The sequence below is a fragment of the Sphingomonas gilva genome (assembly GCF_003515075.1).
Classification (GTDB): Bacteria; Pseudomonadota; Alphaproteobacteria; order Sphingomonadales; family Sphingomonadaceae; genus Sphingomonas; species Sphingomonas gilva.
Genome location: NZ_QWLV01000001.1, coordinates 400,423 through 418,961, shown reverse-complemented (window position 1 = coordinate 418,961; position 18,539 = coordinate 400,423). Strand labels below are relative to the sequence as shown.

General features: G+C 67.3%; 14 protein-coding genes. 5 read left to right on the top strand and 9 right to left on the bottom strand.

Annotated features, from left to right (window positions below; genetic code table 11):
• Window positions 1-62 precede the first annotated feature (62 nt).
• Window positions 63-1,139: a winged helix-turn-helix domain-containing protein gene (locus tag D1610_RS02025; RefSeq protein ID WP_118862448.1), complete on the top strand. Its 1,077-nt coding sequence runs from the start codon at window positions 63-65 to the stop codon at window positions 1,137-1,139.
• Here the strand turns inward: D1610_RS02025 and fucP are convergent.
• The 9 genes from fucP to D1610_RS01980 are packed head-to-tail and all read right to left on the bottom strand — an operon-like array spanning window position 1,129 to window position 9,957.
• The gene (gene fucP / locus D1610_RS02020) at window positions 1,129-2,406 is read right to left on the bottom strand and encodes an L-fucose:H+ symporter permease (protein WP_118862447.1); all 1,278 of its coding nucleotides are present in this window, start codon (window positions 2,404-2,406) and stop codon (window positions 1,129-1,131) included. The two genes, D1610_RS02025 and fucP, sit on opposite strands and share 11 nt — an antisense overlap.
• Window positions 2,406-4,034: an alpha-L-fucosidase gene (locus tag D1610_RS02015; protein ID WP_118862446.1), complete on the bottom strand. Its 1,629-nt coding sequence runs from the start codon at window positions 4,032-4,034 to the stop codon at window positions 2,406-2,408. The genes fucP and D1610_RS02015 overlap by 1 nt, the downstream gene beginning before the upstream one ends.
• Complete coding sequence (locus tag D1610_RS02010) at window positions 4,031-4,366, bottom strand: L-rhamnose mutarotase (protein WP_118862445.1); 336 nt, start codon at window positions 4,364-4,366, stop codon at window positions 4,031-4,033. Before D1610_RS02010 ends, D1610_RS02015 begins: the two co-directional genes overlap by 4 nt.
• A gap of 11 nt (window positions 4,367-4,377) precedes the next feature.
• On the bottom strand, window positions 4,378-5,109 hold the full coding sequence (locus tag D1610_RS02005; protein WP_118862444.1) for an SDR family oxidoreductase: 732 nt from the start codon (window positions 5,107-5,109) through the stop codon (window positions 4,378-4,380).
• A complete protein-coding gene (locus D1610_RS02000) occupies window positions 5,106-6,311 on the bottom strand; it encodes a UxaA family hydrolase (protein ID WP_118862443.1) in 1,206 nt (401 codons plus the stop codon). Before D1610_RS02000 ends, D1610_RS02005 begins: the two co-directional genes overlap by 4 nt.
• On the bottom strand, window positions 6,311-6,619 hold the full coding sequence (locus D1610_RS01995; protein ID WP_118862442.1) for a UxaA family hydrolase: 309 nt from the start codon (window positions 6,617-6,619) through the stop codon (window positions 6,311-6,313). Before D1610_RS01995 ends, D1610_RS02000 begins: the two co-directional genes overlap by 1 nt.
• Entirely contained in the window at window positions 6,616-7,590 is a 975-nt protein-coding gene (locus D1610_RS01990; protein ID WP_245941923.1) for an aldo/keto reductase, read from the bottom strand. The genes D1610_RS01995 and D1610_RS01990 overlap by 4 nt, the downstream gene beginning before the upstream one ends.
• A complete protein-coding gene (locus D1610_RS01985; protein ID WP_245941922.1) occupies window positions 7,587-8,417 on the bottom strand; it encodes an amidohydrolase family protein in 831 nt (276 codons plus the stop codon). The genes D1610_RS01990 and D1610_RS01985 overlap by 4 nt, the downstream gene beginning before the upstream one ends.
• A gap of 13 nt (window positions 8,418-8,430) precedes the next feature.
• Window positions 8,431-9,957 (bottom strand): tryptophan halogenase family protein, encoded by a 1,527-nt coding sequence (locus tag D1610_RS01980; protein WP_118862441.1) that lies wholly within the window; start codon window positions 9,955-9,957, stop codon window positions 8,431-8,433.
• A gap of 193 nt (window positions 9,958-10,150) precedes the next feature.
• Here D1610_RS01980 and D1610_RS01975 point away from each other — a divergent pair, with 193 nt between their 5' ends.
• The 4 genes from D1610_RS01975 (at window position 10,151) to D1610_RS01960 (ending at window position 18,536) form a co-directional block, all read left to right on the top strand.
• A complete protein-coding gene (locus D1610_RS01975) occupies window positions 10,151-13,060 on the top strand; it encodes a TonB-dependent receptor (protein WP_118862440.1) in 2,910 nt (969 codons plus the stop codon).
• A 77-nt stretch (window positions 13,061-13,137) separates the two neighbouring features.
• Window positions 13,138-14,802 carry a DUF5597 domain-containing protein gene (locus tag D1610_RS01970; RefSeq protein WP_118862439.1) on the top strand — a complete coding sequence of 555 codons (1,665 nt, stop codon included), beginning with the start codon at window positions 13,138-13,140 and terminating at the stop codon, window positions 14,800-14,802.
• A 60-nt stretch (window positions 14,803-14,862) separates the two neighbouring features.
• Window positions 14,863-17,679 carry a TIM-barrel domain-containing protein gene (locus D1610_RS01965; protein ID WP_118862438.1) on the top strand — a complete coding sequence of 939 codons (2,817 nt, stop codon included), beginning with the start codon at window positions 14,863-14,865 and terminating at the stop codon, window positions 17,677-17,679.
• A 59-nt stretch (window positions 17,680-17,738) separates the two neighbouring features.
• The gene (locus D1610_RS01960) at window positions 17,739-18,536 is read left to right on the top strand and encodes an IclR family transcriptional regulator (protein WP_118862437.1); all 798 of its coding nucleotides are present in this window, start codon (window positions 17,739-17,741) and stop codon (window positions 18,534-18,536) included.
• Window positions 18,537-18,539: the final 3 nt, after the last annotated feature.

The following is an 18,539-nucleotide window of genomic DNA, read 5'->3' as shown; positions in this document are numbered from 1 at the left end:
TTTAAGGGTCTTGCGCGTCTTTGCGGTTGCCTAGCCCACGAGCATGGTGAAGGCTCCGGCGAATGGCATCCGGCAGCTTCCGCTTCGAACAATTCCGCCTCGACCCAGGCAATCGTCAGCTCAGGCGCGGCGATCTGCCGGTGGAGCTGAACGGCCGTTATCTCGACGCGCTGATGCTGCTGGTGCGCGAACAGGGCAGGCTCGTTTCGAAGGACCGCTTTCTCGACGAGGTCTGGCGCGGCGTGCCGGTCACCGACGAGGCGCTCACCCAATGCATCAAGACGCTGCGCAGGCAACTCGGCGACGAGGCGGCGAAGCCGCGCTTCATCGAGACCGTTCCCAAACATGGATATCGATTCATCGCGCCGGTCGAAAGTGTCGACGACGACTGCGCCTTTCCGGCGCGACCGGCATCGCAAGACCTAGCGCTCCATGAATGGCGGCGGTTCCTGCTGCTCGGGCTGGCCGGGACGATCGGTGGCGGCGGCGCCGGCCTGATCGGCGGGATCTTCTATGGCTTCGCCGGGGCCTCCCAATCGCTCGAACCGGGCGTCGGCGCGCTTTCGGTGCTGCTGGTGCTGCTCTGCGTCACCACCCTCGTCGCGCTGATGGGCGCTGCCGGCGTCGCCTTCGGAATCGCCGGAGCGGGCTTCATCTCCGGCCATCCCCGGCGATGGAGCATCGTCGGGGGCGCCGTTGGGGGGCTGATCGTTGGCGCCGTGGTCAAGCTCCTCGGCCTGGACGCGTTCAATCTCCTGCTCGGCCAGTCGCCGGGCGACATCACGGGCGCCGCCGAGGGCGCGTTGCTCGGCGGCGCGGTCGGCCTCGGTGCCTGGCTGGGAGGCGCGGGAGCCGGCACGCTCTCGCTTCGCCGCCATGTCGCCGCCGCGGCATTGACGGGCGGTATTGCCGGCATCCTCATCCCTTTGGTGGGAGGGCGATTGATGGGCGGTAGCCTCGATCTGCTCGCCTACCATCTGCCGCGCTCCCGCCTCCGGCTCGATCAGATCGGCGACCTGTTCGGAGAGAACGGATTCGGTCTCGTCAGCCAGTGCGTGACCGGCGGCATCGAGGGTGCGCTGTTCGGCGGCTGCATCGTCGCGGCGATGCTCGTCGCCCGGCGACGCCTTAGCGCCTAGGCGCGCTTGCGCCGAACAAAGCGACACAAGCGAAGCTCACCGCCGGCAGCAGCATCGCGAGCGCGATCGAGGCGTGATCGGAGACGAGACCCATCAACGCGGTGATCACCGCGCCGCCGATGATCGCCATCACCAGCAGCGACGCGCCGGGCTTGGTGAGCGGTCCCAGGTCTTCGAGCGACAGCGCGAAGATGGTCGGGAACATGATCGACATGAACAGGCTGGTGCCGATCAGCGCGACGAGCCCGGCGCTGCCGCCGACGAACGCGGCGACTAGGCACAGCGCGATATTGGCCGCGCCGAACCAGGCGAGCAGGCGCGCCGGGGGCACCCGCCCCATCAGCGCCGCTCCGGCGAAGCGGCCGATGAGGAACAGCACCAGCGAGACGGTGAGCATCGTCGCGGCGGTTCTCTCGTCGGTGCCCGGCCGCTCGACCTGCGCGTAGCGGATCAGGAAGCTCCACACCCCGACCTGCGCGCCGACATAGAAGAACTGCGCCGTGACGCCGAACAAATAGCGCGGGCGCGAGAGCAGCGAGCGGAACTCGGCGACACTCCCCACCCGCTCAGTCGGTTCGGGTCGGCTGGCGGCCGCTGGGAAGCGAGTCAGGCCAACGAGCAGCGCCCAGCCGAGCACGAACACGCCGATCGCGGTATAGGGTCCCACCACCGCCAGCGCCTCGAACCGGAGATAGCTGTCGAGCCGATCGGGCGGCAGCGCGGCGAGTTGCTCGGGCGTCAAATCGATGCCCGAAAGGATGAAGCTGCTGCCGATCAGCACGCCGCTGATCGCGCCGAGCGGGTTGAACGCCTGGGCGAGGTTCAGCCGCCGCGCCGCGCCTTTCGGATCGCCCAGCGCCGTCACCAGCGGATTGGCCGAGGTCTCGAGGAAGGCGAGACCACTGGCGATGACATATAGCGCGAGGAGAAAGAAGGCGTAGCTGTGCGCATGGGCGGCGGGGACGAACAGCAGCGCGCCGACGCCGAACAGCACCAGCCCCAGCACGACCGCCGCCTTGTAGCCGAAGCGCTTCATGAACAAGGCGGCCGGTATCGCGAAGCAGAAATAGCCGAAATAAAAGGCCGACTGGACCAGCCCGGACTGGAAGTCGCTGAGCGTGAACGCCTTTTTGAAGTGCTTGATCAGAACGTCGTTGAGATTGTTGGCGACGCCCCAAAGGAAGAACAGACTGACGATCAGGATGATGGGGAGGAGGAGCCTTGTGCGCTGCGTTTCCGCCTGGATCGTGGCCGTTCCCTCGCCCATCAGATCAATCCCCGTCCCATGATCCTGACCCCCGGCACGAACGCGCCATCGGCGGGCGGCGACAGCTTCAGGCACAGCGCTTCGCCGTCCTGCCGGAACAAGATCGGCCGACCGTCCTGCATCTCGACCCGCTCGATCACCGCGCCATCCAACGCCCTCCCGCCCAGCGACGCGACCGCGCTTTCGCCCTCGGGCCAGTCGAGGAAGAAGGCGTTGAGCACGCCCTTCCCCACCGTGAAGCGCACGTCCTGCGCCACGAACGGTTTGGCCTCGCCCTCATTCTGCATCCCCTCGGGCGGCTTGGTCGGTCCCTCGCCGAACCGGCGCCAGGGCCGCGTCGCGTAGATCGCGCGGCCGTTCACCGCGAACCAGCGCGCGAGATCGGCGAGGATCGCCTCCTCGTCGGCGTCGATCGAACCGTCACCGCGCTGGGGAATGCTGAGCAACAGGTTGCCGTTCTTGGAAACGATATCGCACAGCCGCTGAACCACGCTCTTGGCGCTCTTGTAGCCGTGGCGTTCGTAGAGGCCGCGGTCATAGTGCCAGTTGCCGATGCAGGTGCAGGTCTGCCACGGCCGCTCCTGGATATCGCTCATGAACCCGCGTTCGACATCCTCGACGATGCCGCGCCGCTGCAGCGGCGTGAGGCGCTTGGCGGTGAGCACCACGTCGATCGCGCCATGCCACTCGACGCTCTTGTTGTAATAATGGGCGACGGTTTCCAGCCCATCCGCGCCGAAGGGAATCGCGTAATTGTCGAAATAGACCAGATCGGGCCGGTATTTTTCGACCAGGTCCATCTGTCGCAGCTGCCATTTGCGGACATAGGCAGGCCCGCGCGGGCCCGGCGGCGGCGTTTCCAACCACTGGCCGTCGCGCGTCTCGTGCCAAGCGTCCATTGCCGCGATGCCGTCGATGCCGTCGGGCGGCACGAAGAAGGGACCGGTATAGAGCTGCTGCGGGTCTAGCCCTTCCCAGAACGTGCCGCGGCCATGCTCCTCGCGTAATCCGTACGCATCGTAGCGCACGCCCTTCATCGGCCCCTCTGCGTCATAGCCGTAAGCGGTTTGCCACCAGTGCCAGGCATGGCCGCTATGGTTGCTGACGCCGAAGCGCAGGCCCGCCTCGCGCGCGATCTTCTCCCAGGTGCCGACGATGTCGCGCTTCGGCCCCAGGCGGACGGTGTTCCAGGCGTGATGGGCGCTGTCGTAATTGTCCAGATTGTCGTGATGGTTGGCCATCGACATGAAATAGCGCGCGCCCGCCTTGCGATAGAGCGCCATCAGGCCTTCGGGGTCCCATGCCTCCGCCTTCCACCTGCCGATGAAGTCGATGAAGCCCGCCTTGCTCGGATGGCCGTAGGTACGGAGGTGGTGCTCGTAGACGCGGTTGCCCTGGATATACATCTGGCGGCCGTACCAGTCGCCGAACTCGGGCACGCACTGCACCCCCCAGTGCGACCAGATGCCGAACTTGGCGTCGCGGAACCAGTCGGGGGTCTGGTAGGCGTCGGCGAAGGCCTGCCAGTCGGGCTTCACCGTCCGCGCGCTGCCCAGCGCGGGCGTCAGCGCGCCGCCGAGCGCCGCCGCGCCCTTCAGCAGCGAACGCCTGGAGAGAATGCCGATCATCGGTCCCCCTGTTCGTCGAGCGAGAATATGCGCGCGGCGGGAACCCATTTCCGGCCCGGCGGCGCCCAGGGCAGCCGCTGCTGGAATTCGTCCATCATCGCCTCCCACGCCGCGGTCGAGGGGTTGGACTGCCCCGCCGAATCGAAGCCCGCCTCCGCCTCAACCACCATCACCAGCCGGTTGCCGCTGCGAAATATCTCCATCGCAGTGACGCCGGCGGCGCGGATGCTTGCGGTCACCGCTTCGGGCACCGCGCCCGGCGCGTGGTGGCGCTCGTAGCGCGCGATCAGATCGGCTTCGTCCTTGAGGTCGAGGAGCAGGATGTGCCGCATGCCGATCGTCCTCAATTGACCCAGCCACCGTCGATGACGTGGACCGCGCCGGTGGTGAAGGCCGATTCGTCGCTGGCGAGATAGAGCGCGAGGCCGGCGATCTCCTCGGGCCGGCCCAGCCGCCCCATCGGCTGGCGCGCGCGGAATGCGGCGAGCGCCGTGTCGTAGTCGCCGGTTTCCTTTAGTCGCTGGAGCAGCGACGGCGTCTCGACCGTGCCCGGGCAGATCGCGTTGCACCGCACGCCCGCCTCCACGAAATCCGCGGCGACCGATTTGGTGAGGCCGATCACCGCCGCCTTGGTCGCGCCATAGGCGAAGCGGCCGGGAATGCCCTTCACCGAGCTCGCGATCGACGCCATGTTGACGATCGATCCGCCGCCGCGCGCGATCATCGCCGGCAGGAAGGCGCGGATCATGCGGTACATCGCGGTGACGTTGAGGTCGTTGGAGAAGGCCCAGTCGTCCTCGCCGCATTCCAGGATGGTGCCGGCATGGACGAAGCCCGCGCAGTTGAACAGGATGTCAACCGGGCCGATGGCTTGGCCGAGCGCCGCGACCGTCCCGGCGTCGGTCAGGTCGATGGCATGGCCGCGGCAACCGTCCAGCGTTTCCAGCGCGGCGGCATTGACGTCGACCGCATGAACCTCGGCGCCCTCACGCGCGAACAATCCGGCCGAGGCGCGCCCGATGCCCTGGCCGGCGGCGGTGACGATCGCGATCTTGCCGGCGAGCCGCCCACTCATGCCGCGCGCCTCGCGAGCGGCAGGCAGGCAGGCCCGAGCGGATCGAACGCCTTGTAGGTCAGGATGAATTCCTGATGGCCCAGTTCCTCGGATTTGGTGCGCTTGCCCCCTGCGACCGCCATCATCGCCGCGTGAATCTCCTCCCCCACATCGTCGAGCGTCGCCTCGCCCTCCAGGATGCGGCCGGCGTTGACGTCCATGTCCTCGGCCAGCCGGCGCGCGGTTTCCGGATTGGCGCAGATCTTGATCACCGGCGCGACCGCCGATCCCACCACCGATCCGCGCCCGGTGGTGAACAGGGTCAGATGCGCGCCGCAGGCGATGAGCTCGACGATCTCGGCATTGTCGGAGATGTTGGGAAAGCCGAAGCGCGGCTCCCCGTCGGGCACCACGTCGAGCAGGTAGAGCCCGCCCGCCGGCGGCACGTCGCCCGGCTTGATGATGCCCGAAATCGGCGAGGAGCCCGACTTGGAATAGGCGCCCATCGATTTCTCCTCGATGGTGGTCAGCCCCCCTTCCGCATTGCCGGGGGCGAAGCTCGCATAGCCCATCGTCGTGTAATAGCGCTCGGCCTTTGCCACGCATTCCTCGATCGCGCGGCCAAGCTCGGGCGTCACCGCGCGTTCGGCCATGATCGCCTCGCAGCCGATCAGCTCTCCGGTCTCCTCGAAGATGCAGGTCGCGCCCTCGCCCACCAGCCGGTCGAAGGCGCGGCCGACGGCCGGGTTGGCGGTAAGGCCGCTGGTCCCGTCGGACCCGCCGCACACCGTGCCGATGATCAGCTCGCCCACCTCCATCGCCGCGCGCGGAGCGGCCGCCGCGGCGGCGCGCACCCGTTCCACCGCAGCGATACCCGCGGCGATCGTCGCGCTGGTCCCGCCCGCTTCCTGGATGACGAGCAGCTCGACCGGCCGGCCGCTCGCCGCGATCGCCTGCCTCAGGCCGTTGCGGTCGAAGCTCTCGCAGCCGAGCGAGACGAGCACCACCCCGCCGACATTGGGATGCGTGGCGATCGCGCGCATCACCTTCGCGGCATAGGCGTTGGGAAAGCAGCCGGGAAAGCCGATCAGATGGACGTCGGGATCATCGACCTTGCCGACGATGCGGCGCGCGACATGGTGCGCGCATTCGACCAGATAAGCGACCGCGACGATGTTGCGGATGCCCTTGCGGCCGTCTTCCCTGAGGAAGCCCTGGAACATCAACCCTTCCCTTCCGAAACCGCGTCGCGCGAATGGCTCGCGATGTAATCGCTCTTCATGTTGTGGAGATGCACCAGCGCGCCGGGCGCGGTGGCGCGGGTGATCGAGCCGATCGGCGCGCCATATTTGACGACCTTGTCGCCGGGCGCGAGCGCGCGGCGCGCGACCTTGTGGCCGACGCCGATCGGATCGGGCGCGCTGAGCGCCACGCCCTCGATCGTCACGCTGTCCCCGGCCGCGACCGGGGCGATGCACACCAGGATGGTGTCGCGCGGGTCGAGCAGCATCAGCCTGGCCTCATGGATCATGCCGCCATCGCCTCCTCCGCCAGCGCCTGCCAGAGCGCATCGGGAACATCCGCCGCAGCGCGCCCGAGATGCGCGGCGACCTCGTCCCGGCCGACCATCCCTGCGACCACCGACGCTACCGCCGCGTCGCGATGCGCGAAGTGCAGCGCGGCGGTGGGCAGCTCCACGCCGAACCTGGCGCAGACCGCGCCGATCGCCGCCGCGCGCCTGAGCATCCCGGCAGGCGCCGCGATATAATCGTAACGCCGGGGCGCATCGGCCTCGATCGGCTGGGCGAGGATTCCGCTATTATAGGGCGCGGCGGCGATGACGCGCACGCCGCGTTCGAGACAGAGCGGCAGCAGGCGTTCGCCGGCTTCGCAGTCGAGCAGGGTATAGCGCCCGGCGATCATCACCACATCCAGATCGACCCGGTCGACCAGATACTCGCACACCGCCACCTCATTGGCCCCGATCCCGATCGCATCGACCGCGCCCGCATCCTTGAGCTCGACCATCGTGCGATAGCCGTCGTCGAGGAAGGCGCGCATCTGCGCATCCGCCTGGGCCCCGTGGGTCAGCGCGCCGAGATCGTGGGCGAGCAGGATATTCACGCGGTCGCGCCGCAGCCGCTCGAGGCTCGCCTCGTGCGATCGCAGCACAGCATCGCGGCTGTAATCGAACCGAGGCGCGAACCGATCGCCGTTGACGAAACCGTGGCGTTCGCGCGCAGGCGCTGGATCGGGATCGAGCACACGCCCGACCTTGGTCGAGATGATCGCGGTCTGGTCGGGATCGACTACCGACAGCGCCGCGCCCAGCCGTCGTTCGGCGAGACCGAAGCCGTAATAGGGCGCGGTGTCGAACAGGCGCACCCCGCCTTCCCATGCGGCGGCGACGGTCGCTTCGGCCACCGCGTTGCTGACCGGCGCATAGAGGTTGCCGATCCCGGCGGTGCCCATGCCGAAGCGCGGCAAGCGGAGCCCCGTCATGCCCGGACCTCCACCGCTTCGGTCGCATAGAAGGCCCGCGCCGTGCCGCCGAACACCGCCCGATGGTCCCGCTCGGGCACGGTCGCGCGGGCGAGCGCCAGCCAGTCGGCATAGCGGCCGGACGCTTCGAGCACCGGCCAGTCGCTGCCCCACATCACACGGTCCGCGCCGAACAGCTCCAGCATCGCGAGGATGAAGGGCACGACCGCTTCGGGCGGCGCATCGCCGCATTCGCTCAGCAGCCCGGACAGCTTGCAACGCATGTTGGGCCGGTCGGCCAGCGGCGCGATCGCGCGGCGCCATTCCGCGAACCCGTCGGACCTGCCGATCGCAGGCTTGGCGGCATGGTCGATCGCGATCGCCAGATCGGGACGGCGTCGGGCAAGCCGTTCGAGCGAGGCGAGATGCCCGACCCGAACCAGCGCATCGAGCGCGAGCCCTGCTTCCTCCATCGCATCGAAGGCGGCATCGAGCGCGGGATCGTCATACCAGTCCGCGGCGCGGTGCTGCACCATCGGCCGCAGCCCCGCGAGCTTGGGGTGGCGCGCCAGCGCGGCGATGCGGCGCGGCGCATGGGGCGCGTGCAGGTCCGCCCAGCCGACCACCGCGGTCACGAACGGATCGTCGGCAAGCGTCAGGAGCCAATCGGTATCGGCATCGCTTTCCTGCGTCTGGATGAGCACCGCGCCGCTTACGCCGGCATCGCCCGCCACGCGTCTGAATTCGACCAGCGTGAAATCACGGTGGAGCACGCCGTCTGCCGCGGTCGGCCAGCGGCATTCGGGCCGCGCCAGCGACCAGATATGGTGATGCGCATCGATCAGCACCGGGCGGCCTCGCTCAGCCCGTCGCCGCCAGCGCGGCGCCGGTGCGCTCCGGCGCGTGCGCGCAGTGCCGGCTGATGAAGTCGTCATGCATCGGCATCGCCTGCACGCCGCGCGCGATCACCGCGCGCATCCGCTCCAGCTTGGCGCGGATCTCGGCCTCGTCCATCGCGCCCGCAACCGGATCGACCGCGTCGGGCCACAGGCCCTGGCCGAGCATCACCGCGACCCAGCTCGGCTCGCGGAACAGCTCGCTCGATTCGAGGAACAACCGCCCCCGGCTCCGGAACAGCGCCATGCGCGCCTTGAGCGTGTCGGGCACCTCCATCGTGCGCACCTCGTTCCACAGCGGGGAATCGTCGCGCCGCGTCAGGTGATAGTGCATGATGACGAAGTCGCGGACCGCCTCGGCCTCGGCCTGCATCAGCCGGTTATACTGGTCGATGTCCGCCTGGGCGAAGCCGGTATCGGGGAACAGCGACATCAGCGTCACCACCCCTTGCTGGATCAGGTGGATGCTGGTCGATTCGAGCGGCTCGACAAAACCTGACGCGAGGCCGAGCGCGACGACATTGGCGTTCCACGCCTTCTTCCTCCGGCCGGTGACGAAGCGCAGCAGCCGCGGCTCGCCGGCGGCCGGCGCGTCGAGCGCGCCCATCAGGTCGGCCGCCGCCTCGTCGTCGCTGATGTGGCGGCTGCAATAGACATGACCGTTGCCGGTGCGGTGCTGCAGCGGAATCCGCCAATGCCAGCCGGCCTCGCGCGCGGTGGAGCGGGTATAGGGCACGGGCGGCGCGATACGTTCGGTCGGCACCGCGACGGCCCGGTCCATCGGCAGCCAGTGCGACCAGTCCTCATAGCCGGTGGCCAGCGTCTGTTCGATCAGGAGGCCGCGAAAGCCGGAGCAATCGATGAAGAGATCGCCCGCGACCTCCGCGCCGTCATCGAGCCGCACCGCCGCGACATGCCCACGCGCATCCTGCCGGACCTCGACCACCTTGCGGGGCAGGTGGATGACGCCGCGCGCCGCCGCCTGGTCGCGCAGGAAAGCGGCGTAACGCACCGCATCGAAATGCAGCGCGTAGGACATGCGCGAATGGACGTGGCCGGGATCGTCCACCGGGCGAATGAAGCGGCCCGCCTTCGCGGCCTGCGCGTTGAGCGAATAGTCGTCGAGCGCGCCGTCGCGCAGATTAAGCCAGTGCTGGTGGAAGGCGACCCCGTTCAGGTCCGCGCCGAAGCTGCCGAACGGATGGAAGTAGCGGTCGCCGATCGCCCCCCAGTCGCGGAACTCGATGCCCAGCTTGAACGTGCCGCTCGTCGCCGCGATCATCGCGTCCTCGTCGATGCCGAGCAGGCGGTTGAGCGTCAGGATCGGCGGGATGGTCGCCTCGCCCACGCCCACCGTGCCGATCTCGGGCGATTCGATGAGGGTGATGGCCAGCCGCTCGGCGGCAAAGCCCCTGGACAGCACGGCTGCGGCCATCCAGCCCGCGGTTCCCCCGCCGACGATCACGACCCGCCTGATTGGCGCTGGCTTCATCCTCTCCCCCGAGAATCAACGATCTGGCTTGTGCTTGACGCCCTCTTCTAACGGAAAGCGTCAAAACAATATTGCATATGAAAGTCTCTCTTGCATATAAAAGTGTATAGTCATACAAAAAACGACAATAAGCCTGCGCCGACCGAAACGGCAAAGGGGGAGAGCGGCCCACGAGCCGCAAGGGGAGAAGGGCATGAAAGATTCGACCAAGCGTGCTGCGTGGCTGCGTGGAGGTGCGTCGACGCTGGCGATCGCCCTGCTGGGGCTTGGCTTCTCTTTCCCGGCGCTGGCGCAGGATGCGCCCGATCAGGCGCAGACCCCGGTCGAAGATGAGCAGGGCGACGCTTCGACCGAGCCTGACATCGTTGTCACGGGCCTGCGCGAGAGCCTGCGATCCTCGCAGGAGATCAAGCGCAACGCCGACCAGTTCGTCGATTCGATCACCGCGCAGGACATCGGCCGGCTGCCCGACGTCAACGTCGCCGAGGCGCTGCAGCGCGTGTCCGGCGTGCAGATCACGCGCAACCGCGGCGAAGGCAACGCCATCGCCGTCCGCGGCCTGACCCAGGTGCGCACCGAGCTGAACGGCCGCGACATCTTTCAGGCGAGCGGCGGCCGCGGCCTTTCCTGGGAGGAAGTGGGGTCGGAGCTGCTCGCCGGCGTCGACGTCTACAAGAACCCGGCCGCGAACATGATCGAGGGCGGCCTTTCTGGGACCGTCAACATGCGCACGCGCCAGCCGTTCGACGCGGCGGGCGAGCTGATCGCGGCGACCGGCGGCGTCACCTATTACGACCTGATCGGCAAGAGCGGGCAACAGCTCTCGGGACTTTACAGCAATCGTTGGGAGACCGGCATCGGCGAGATCGGCCTGCTCGCCAATATCGGCTGGCAGACCACCTCCTTCCGTGAGGACAAGGTCGTGGTCGAGCCCTTCTATCAGCACGGCCCGGCCGCGCCGGGCGTGCAAACGCCCGTGCCGGGCCATGAGAGCGAGACGGTGCTGCTGCCGCACGGCGGCGGCTTCTCGGTCGCTTATGGCGACCGAGAGCGGTTGAGCGGCGCCGTCGCGCTGCAATGGCGGCCGACGCCCGACGTCGAGATCTACGCGCAATATTTCCGCGCCGATTACACGTTCAACGAAGCCGGCGTTTCCTTCTTCGCCTATGGCTCTGACGTGGGTCCGTCGCCGGACCGGACGTTCACCGTGGACGACGACGGCATCGTCCGCACCGGCTATCTCGACAATCCGGGGGCGGACTCCGTCAATTTCGGGACCCTGCGCGACACCAGCACGGCCGAATACTCAGGCGGCGTGCGGTGGGACCTCACCGACAACGTCAAGCTGGTCGTCGACTATCAGCACATCGACTCCGATGTCGAGCAGACGACGATGAACCTGACCGCCAGCCCGCTCAACCCCCGCACCAGCGTCGCCGGCTTCGGCCAGGATTACGACTTCTTCTTCGACATCAACGGCGACGTGCCGGTCTTCCAGGCGACCACGCCGGGCTATTACGCGAACAGCGCCAATTACGGCATGACGGCCATCCTGCCCTACGCCGAGCGCAACGACGCCAAATCGGACGCGCTGCGCGCCGATCTGAGCTGGGATTTCGACGAGGGCTTCCTGCGCGATATCCGCGTCGGCGCGCGCTACACCGATCAGAGCGCGATCAACCGCAACACGACCTACGGCACCTGGACGGCGATAGGCTCGACCTGCGCGAACTGGTCGTCCGATGCGAGCTGCTATCTGCTGTCCGAATATCCGCAATATGCCGAGCCCAACCGTTTCCAGCCCGATCTGCTGCGCGGCGCCGCTCGCGACACGGTGTTCGGGCCGGTCTGGCAGTTCTCCGACGCGCTGGTCCGCGATCCGAATGCGGCGTTCGCGGCGGTTCGCCAGATCAGCGGGCAGGACATCTCGTTCCGGGCGTTCGATGCGCCGGACGCGTTCTTGGGCACGATCGACGAGCAGACCTATGCGGCCTATATCCGCGTCGGTTTCCAGGGCGATCTGGGTGCGATGCGCTTCGATGGCGACGTCGGCGTCCGCGCCGTCCGCACGGAAAGCAGCGCCGTCGGGCGCCGGGTCCTCACCTATCGGGACCCGAGCGCCGCGCCGGGCACCAACGTCACCGAGGACGAGGCTTTCAGCGGCGGGCGCGAGTACACCAAATATCTTCCGAGCGCCAACCTCCGCGTCTTCCTCACCGATGAGCTCGTCTTCCGCGCCGCGGCGTCGAAGAATTTCGCGCGGCCCAGCTTCACCCAGCTCAATCCCCAGTTCAACCTTAGCGTCAGCTATGCCGATGGCAGCAGCCTGTTGCCCAACAGGGTCGATCCCAACCTGCCCTACGACGCCGCGACCAATCCCTATGTCGGCACCGGCACGGCGCTCGGCGATCCCAATCTCCTGCCGGAGGAAGCCACCAGCTTCGACGCGGCGTTGGAATGGTATTTCGACGATGTGGGCTATGTCTATGTCACCGGCTTCTACAAGGATCTCAAGAACCTGATCGTCCAGCGCCCGACGGCGCCGTTCCGCCAGGACATCGCCGGGGTCGGGACGGTTCAGTTCAACGTCCAGCGCTGGCTCAACGAATCGGAAGGGTATGTCCGCGGCTTCGAGGTCGGGGGCCAGGCCTTCGCGACCTTCTTGCCCGCGCCGTTCGACGGGCTCGGCCTCCAGGCGAACTACACGCTGGCCGACAGCGACGCCGGCCAGACGGCGGCCGGCGACATCAACAGCGTCACCCAGATCTCGGTGCCGCTGAACAACCTGTCGAAGCACAGCTTCAATCTCATCGGCCTCTACGCCAAGGGCGGGCTCAATCTCCGCGTCGCCTACAACTGGCGCGGCGACTATCTGCAGGGCACCGCCAACACCGGCACGCAGAACCTGCCGATCTTCGGGAAATCCTTCGGGGTGCTGGATGCCTCGGTGAGCTACGACGTCAACGAGCATCTGGCGCTCACGCTCGACGCGCAGAACATCCTCGATACCGCGTTCAAGACTTATCAGATCTTCGACAACCGGCCGCGCGACTACCAGATCAACGACCGGCGTTTCTCCATCCGGGCGCGGGTGCGCTTCTGAGCGGTCCCGCCTGCCGCGCCTCATTCCCCTCGGGACGCGCCCCGCGCGCGTCCCATTTTTTTGAACCGAGATGCCGGATGAAGCTGGTCCAGGGACTCCTCGTCGCATCGCTCGCCACGATGCTCCCGGCGAACGGCGCGGCCGCCGCCGATCCGGTTCCGCAGATCGTCAGCCGGGGCGGCAAGCATGCGCTGATGGTCGACGGCGCGCCCTGGCTGGCGCTGTGCGCGCAGGTGAACAACAGCAGCAACTATCCTTCGGCATTGCCCAAGGTCTGGCCGGTGGTGAACAAGCTCCAGGCCAACACCGTGCAGGTGCCGATCGCCTGGGAACAGATCGAGCCGCAAGAGGGGCGGTTCGACTTCTCCTTCGTCGACACGCTGATCGAACAGGCGCGGGCGAACGACAAGCGCCTCGTGCTCCTCTGGTTCGCCACCTGGAAGAACACCGCGCCCAACTACGCGCCCGCCTGGGTCAAGACCGACAATGAACGCTTCCCGCGCCTGACCACCAGGGACGGCAAGACCAGCTACGCGCTCAGCCCGCATCACCGCGCGACGCTGGAGGCCGACAAGAAGGCGTTCGTCGCGCTGATGACGCATCTCAAGAAGGTCGATCCGCAGAACACGGTCATCATGATCCAGCCGGAAAACGAGGTCGGCACCTATGGCAGCGTCCGCGACTATTCGCCCGTCGCGCAGGAACTGTTCGATGGACCGGTGCCCGAGGCGCTGCGCCGCCGCATGAACAAGCAGCCGGGAAGCTGGGTCAAGGTGTTCGGCAAGGATGCCGACGAATATTTCCACGCCTGGTCGATCGCGTCGTACATCGAGGAGATCGCCAAGGCCGGCAAGGCGGTGAAGCCGCTGCCGATGTACGTCAACGCCGCGCTGCGTGATCCCATCAAGCACCAGGACCCCTCGACCTATGCCAGCGGCGGGCCGACCTGGAACGTGATGGAGGTGTGGCAGGCCGCGGCGCCCTCGATCGACTTCCTCTCGCCCGATATCTACACGCGCGAGAGCAAGCTCTACGAGGCGCATCTCGATCGCTATGCGCGCCCCGACAATCCGCTGTTCGTCGCGGAGACGGGCAACGACATCGCCTATGCCCGCTACATTTGGTCGGTGCTCGGGCGCGGCGGCATCGGCTTCTGCCCCTTCGGCATGGATGCCACCGGCTATGGCAATTATCCGCTCGGCGCCAAGCGGGTCACCGACGAGGTGCTGGAGCCCTTCATCCAGAACTACCGGATCATGGCCCCGATGGCGCGCGAATGGGCGAAGCTCGCATTCGAGAAGCCGGTCTGGGGGGCGTCCAAGCCCGACGACGGCGCGGCGCAGGCCGGCAGGCTCGGCCGCTGGCGCATCCGCGTCAGCTATGGCGAATGGCAGTTCGGGCAGACCGAATGGTATCCGCCGGGCACGCCCAAGCCCGATTTTGCCGACGAGCCCATAGGCGGCACGCTGGTGGCCCAGCTCGGCCCCGACGAGTTCCTGGTGACCGGCAACCACGCGCGCGTGTCGTTCGCGCTGGCCGATCCGGCGCCGGGCGAGAGCTCGCTTCTCGTTCGCGTCGAGGAAGGCCATTACAAGGGCGGCGAATGGGTGTTCGAACGCGTCTGGAACGGCGATCAGACCGATTACGGGCTCAACTTCACCGATCTGCCGCAGGTGCTGCGCGTCAAGCTCGGCAGCTATCGGGGCAATGCCGTGACGACGGTCGGCGAAGCCGCCAAATGAGGAGAGACTAGGGTGAGGGGCATCAATCAGCGAACCGCGTGCGCTCTCCTCGCGCTGCTGATGGCAAGCGCAACCGCGAACGCCGCCGAGGTCGACCGCGTCAAGGGCGGCGTCGTCGTCACCCCCGATACCGGCCAGGCCAAGCGCGTGCGTGTGCTCGTCTATGGCGACGGCCTGTTCCGCGTGACTGCGACGCCGGAAACGAGGATCGACCTGCCCGACAGCCTGATGGTGATCGCCGAGCCCGGGGGCGATTTCCAGATCGCCCAGGACGAGGACAGCGTCACCCTCACCACCGCGCGCGGCTCGGCCGAGATCCGGCTGGCGGACGGCTTCGTCACCGTGCGCGATGCTGCCGGCCAGGTGCTGCTCCAGCAGGCGCGGCCGGCGCAGTTCTGGGACGTGACCGCCGACGGCAAGCCGTTCCACGGCATCAGCCAGCAGTTCAACCGCGGCACGACCGAGGGCTTTTACGGCCTCGGCCAGCACCAGCAGGGGGTGATGAACTATCGGGGCGACGATGTGGAACTCGCCCAGCACAATATGGACATCGCCGTCCCCTTCGTCGTTTCGACGAGGAACTACGGCCTCCTCTGGGACAATTACGCGATCACCCGCTTCGGCGATCCCGATCCCTACACATTTGTCGGCGAGGACAAGCTGAAGGTGGTCGGCTCGAACGGCGAGCCGGGCTTCACCGCCGAATATTATCTGGGCGACAGGCTCATCGTCCGGCGCAACGAACCGAAGATCAACTATCAATATATCCGCGATCAGAAGAACTACCCGGCAGAGGCGAAGGCTGGCACCGTCGCGGCCACCGGCGGCCAGAACACCGCTGGCAACTCGACCGGCAAGGAGCGGGTGGTCTGGCGCGGCAGCGTCACGCCCGACGTCACCGGCACGCACAAGTTCCAGCTCTACGCATCGAGCTATTTCAAGCTCTATGCCGACGGCAAGCTGGTGCTCGACCGCTGGCGGCAGAACTGGAACCCCTGGTATCACGATTTCGAGCTCAAGATGGCCGCCGGCAAGCCGGTCGACCTCCGCATCGAATGGGAGCCGAACGCCGGCTATATCGGCCTGTTCCACAACGATCCGCTGGCGCCGGCCGACCGCAATTCGCTATGGATGACCTCCGAAGCCGCGCGCGCGGTCGACTATTATGTCGTCGCGGGCGAGGACATGGACGGGGTGATCTCCGGCTATCGCACGCTCACCGGCAAGGCGTCGATGATGCCCAAATGGGCATATGGCTTCTGGCAGAGCCGTCAGCGCTACGAGAAGCAGGAGCAGCTCCTCGGCGTCGTCCGCGAATATCGCCGCCTCAGCATCCCGCTCGACAATATCGTGCAGGACTGGTTCTACTGGCGCGAGGACGATTGGGGCAGCCATCGCTTCGACCCCGCGCGTTTCCCCGATCCAAAGGGAATGATCGACGAGGTCCACCGCCTCAATACGCGCTTCATGATCTCGGTCTGGCCCAAATTCTATCCGACCACCGACACCTACAAAGAGCTTGAGGCGCAAGGCCACGTCTACAAGGGCAATATCGCGGCGGGAAACAAGGACTGGGTCGGTCCCGGCTATCTCAACACCTTCTACGATCCCTATGCGGAGGAAGCGCGCGAGATCTATTGGCGCCAGATGCGCGACCGGCTGGCGGTGCTGGGCGTCGACGCATGGTGGATGGACGCGACCGAGCCAGACATGCATTCCAACCTCTCGATCGAGGAGCGCAAGGCGGTGATGGGGCCGACCGCGCAAGGGCCGGCGGCGCTGCTGTTCAACAGCTATCCGCTGGTCCATGCCTGCGGCGTGCATGAAGGCATCCTCGACCACAAGCCCGAGGTGCGGCCGTTCATCCTCACCCGTTCGGGCTATGGCGGCATCCAGCGCTGCGGGTCGGCCTTGTGGTCGGGCGACGTCGCCTCGCGCTGGGACGATTTCAGGGAGCAGATCTCGGCGGGCATCAACATCTCGATGTCGGGCATCCCCAACTGGACCCACGATATCGGCGGCTTCGCGCTGGAGGACCGCTACACCCGCCAGGATCCGGCGCATCTCGACGAATGGCGCGAGCTCAACCTGCGCTGGTTCCAGTTCGGCGCCTTCTCGCCCTTGTTCCGCAGCCATGGCGAGGCGCCCAGGCGCGAGATTTTCGAGATCGCGCCCGAAGGCTCGGCGATGCGCAGGTCGATGATCTGGTATGACGAGCTGCGCTACCGGCTGATGCCCTACATCTACACCGTCGCCGCCGACACCCACCACAAGGACGGCACGATGATGCGCGGGCTGGTGATGGATTTCGAGGCCGACCCCAAAACCTGGGACATCGCCGATCAATATATGTTCGGCCCCGCCTTGCTCGTGGCCCCGGTCACCGCGTTCAAGGCGCGCTCGCGCAAGGTCTATCTGCCCGCCGGCGCGTCCTGGTACGATTTCAATGCGGGGGGGCTGCACAAGGGCGGACGGGAGATCACCGCCAGCGCGCCCTACGAACGGATGCCGCTGTTCGTCCGCGCGGGCTCGATCGTGCCGGTCGGGCCGGTGATGCAATATGTCGATCAGAAGCCGGACGCGCCGATCACCATCCACGTCTATACCGGCGCGGACGGCGGCTTCTCGCTCTACGAGGACGACGGCGTCACCCGCGCGTTCCGCAAGGGCGCGTCCAGCCGCATCCCGATGCGCTGGGACGACAAGGCCGGCACGCTCACCATCGGGGCGCGCGAGGGCCGCTATGAGGGCATGGCCGAGACGCGCGAGTTTCGCGTGCGGTTTGTGGGGCCGAGCAGCGGCGGGTTCGATCCCGCTGCGCAGGCGGACCGGACGGTCGGCTATACCGGCGCGCCGGTCACCGTTTCGCGCCGCTGATGAGGGCCGCCCGCGCCGCTTCGCTTGCCAAGGAAGGGGCGGCGCACTAGCGCGCGGCCATGGCGGAGGCAGGCCGAAAGCGTAAGCAGCAAGCGGGTGGAGCGACCTACTCGGCGCCCGCGCTCGAAAAGGGCTTCGACGTGATCGAGCTGCTCGCGACGGTGCCCGCGGGGCTGACCGTCCGCGACATCGCCGAACGGCTCGGCCGCTCGATCAGCGAGATATTCCGCATGATCATCGTCATGGAGCAGCGGCGATGGCTCTCCAAGGACCCCGAGAGCGACCGCTACCGCGTCACCTACAAGATGCTCGACCTCGCCTATCGCGCGACGCCCGCGCAGGAGCTGGCCAGCGTCGCCGCGCCGATCCTCGGCACGCTCGCGCATCGGGCGGAGCAATCCTGCCATCTCGTCGTGCGGCATGAGGCGAAGGCGCTGGTGCTGCTCAGGCAGGAAAGCCCGGGGCAGATCGGGCTGTCGGCGCGGCTGGGGACCGTGGTCGATCTGGTCGCCAGCTGCTCGGGCCACATCCTGCTGGCCTTCAGCGAACCCGAGCAGCTCGACGCGGTGCTGGCGTGCGCGCCGATGCCCGCGCAGACGGACGAGGCCGCGCTGCGCAGCCTCCTCGCCCAGGTGCGCGCACGCGGCTATGAGACGATGCAGAGCGCGCGCGTCGCGGGCGTGCGCGACATGAGCTATCCGGTGTTCGGCTTCGACGGCAGCGTGGTCGCCGCGCTGACCATCCCCTTCGTCACCTTCATCGACGGTTCGCAAACCATCGATTTCGATCGCGCACGCGAAATGCTGGCGATAGCGGCCCGGGACATCTCGATAGGGCTTGGATACGCGGCGACTTAGACC

Bases quoted from the DNA above. Each gene is read 5' to 3' on its own strand.
- D1610_RS02025 (WP_118862448.1), top strand. From the start codon at position 63: ATGGCATCCGGCAGCTTCCGCTTCGAACAATTCCGCCTCGACCCAGGC.
- D1610_RS02015 (WP_118862446.1), bottom strand. From the start codon at position 4,034: ATGATCGGCATTCTCTCCAGGCGTTCGCTGCTGAAGGGCGCGGCGGCG.
- D1610_RS02005 (WP_118862444.1), bottom strand. From the start codon at position 5,109: ATGAGTGGGCGGCTCGCCGGCAAGATCGCGATCGTCACCGCCGCCGGC.
- D1610_RS01980 (WP_118862441.1), bottom strand. From the start codon at position 9,957: ATGAAGCCAGCGCCAATCAGGCGGGTCGTGATCGTCGGCGGGGGAACC.
- D1610_RS02010 (WP_118862445.1), bottom strand. From the start codon at position 4,366: ATGCGGCACATCCTGCTCCTCGACCTCAAGGACGAAGCCGATCTGATC.
- D1610_RS01960 (WP_118862437.1), top strand. From the start codon at position 17,739: ATGGCGGAGGCAGGCCGAAAGCGTAAGCAGCAAGCGGGTGGAGCGACC.
- fucP (WP_118862447.1), bottom strand. From the start codon at position 2,406: ATGGGCGAGGGAACGGCCACGATCCAGGCGGAAACGCAGCGCACAAGG.
- D1610_RS01965 (WP_118862438.1), top strand. From the start codon at position 14,863: ATGGCAAGCGCAACCGCGAACGCCGCCGAGGTCGACCGCGTCAAGGGC.
- D1610_RS01970 (WP_118862439.1), top strand. From the start codon at position 13,138: ATGAAGCTGGTCCAGGGACTCCTCGTCGCATCGCTCGCCACGATGCTC.
- D1610_RS02000 (WP_118862443.1), bottom strand. From the start codon at position 6,311: ATGTTCCAGGGCTTCCTCAGGGAAGACGGCCGCAAGGGCATCCGCAAC.
- D1610_RS01995 (WP_118862442.1), bottom strand. From the start codon at position 6,619: ATGATCCATGAGGCCAGGCTGATGCTGCTCGACCCGCGCGACACCATC.
- D1610_RS01990 (WP_245941923.1), bottom strand. From the start codon at position 7,590: ATGACGGGGCTCCGCTTGCCGCGCTTCGGCATGGGCACCGCCGGGATC.
- D1610_RS01975 (WP_118862440.1), top strand. From the start codon at position 10,151: ATGAAAGATTCGACCAAGCGTGCTGCGTGGCTGCGTGGAGGTGCGTCG.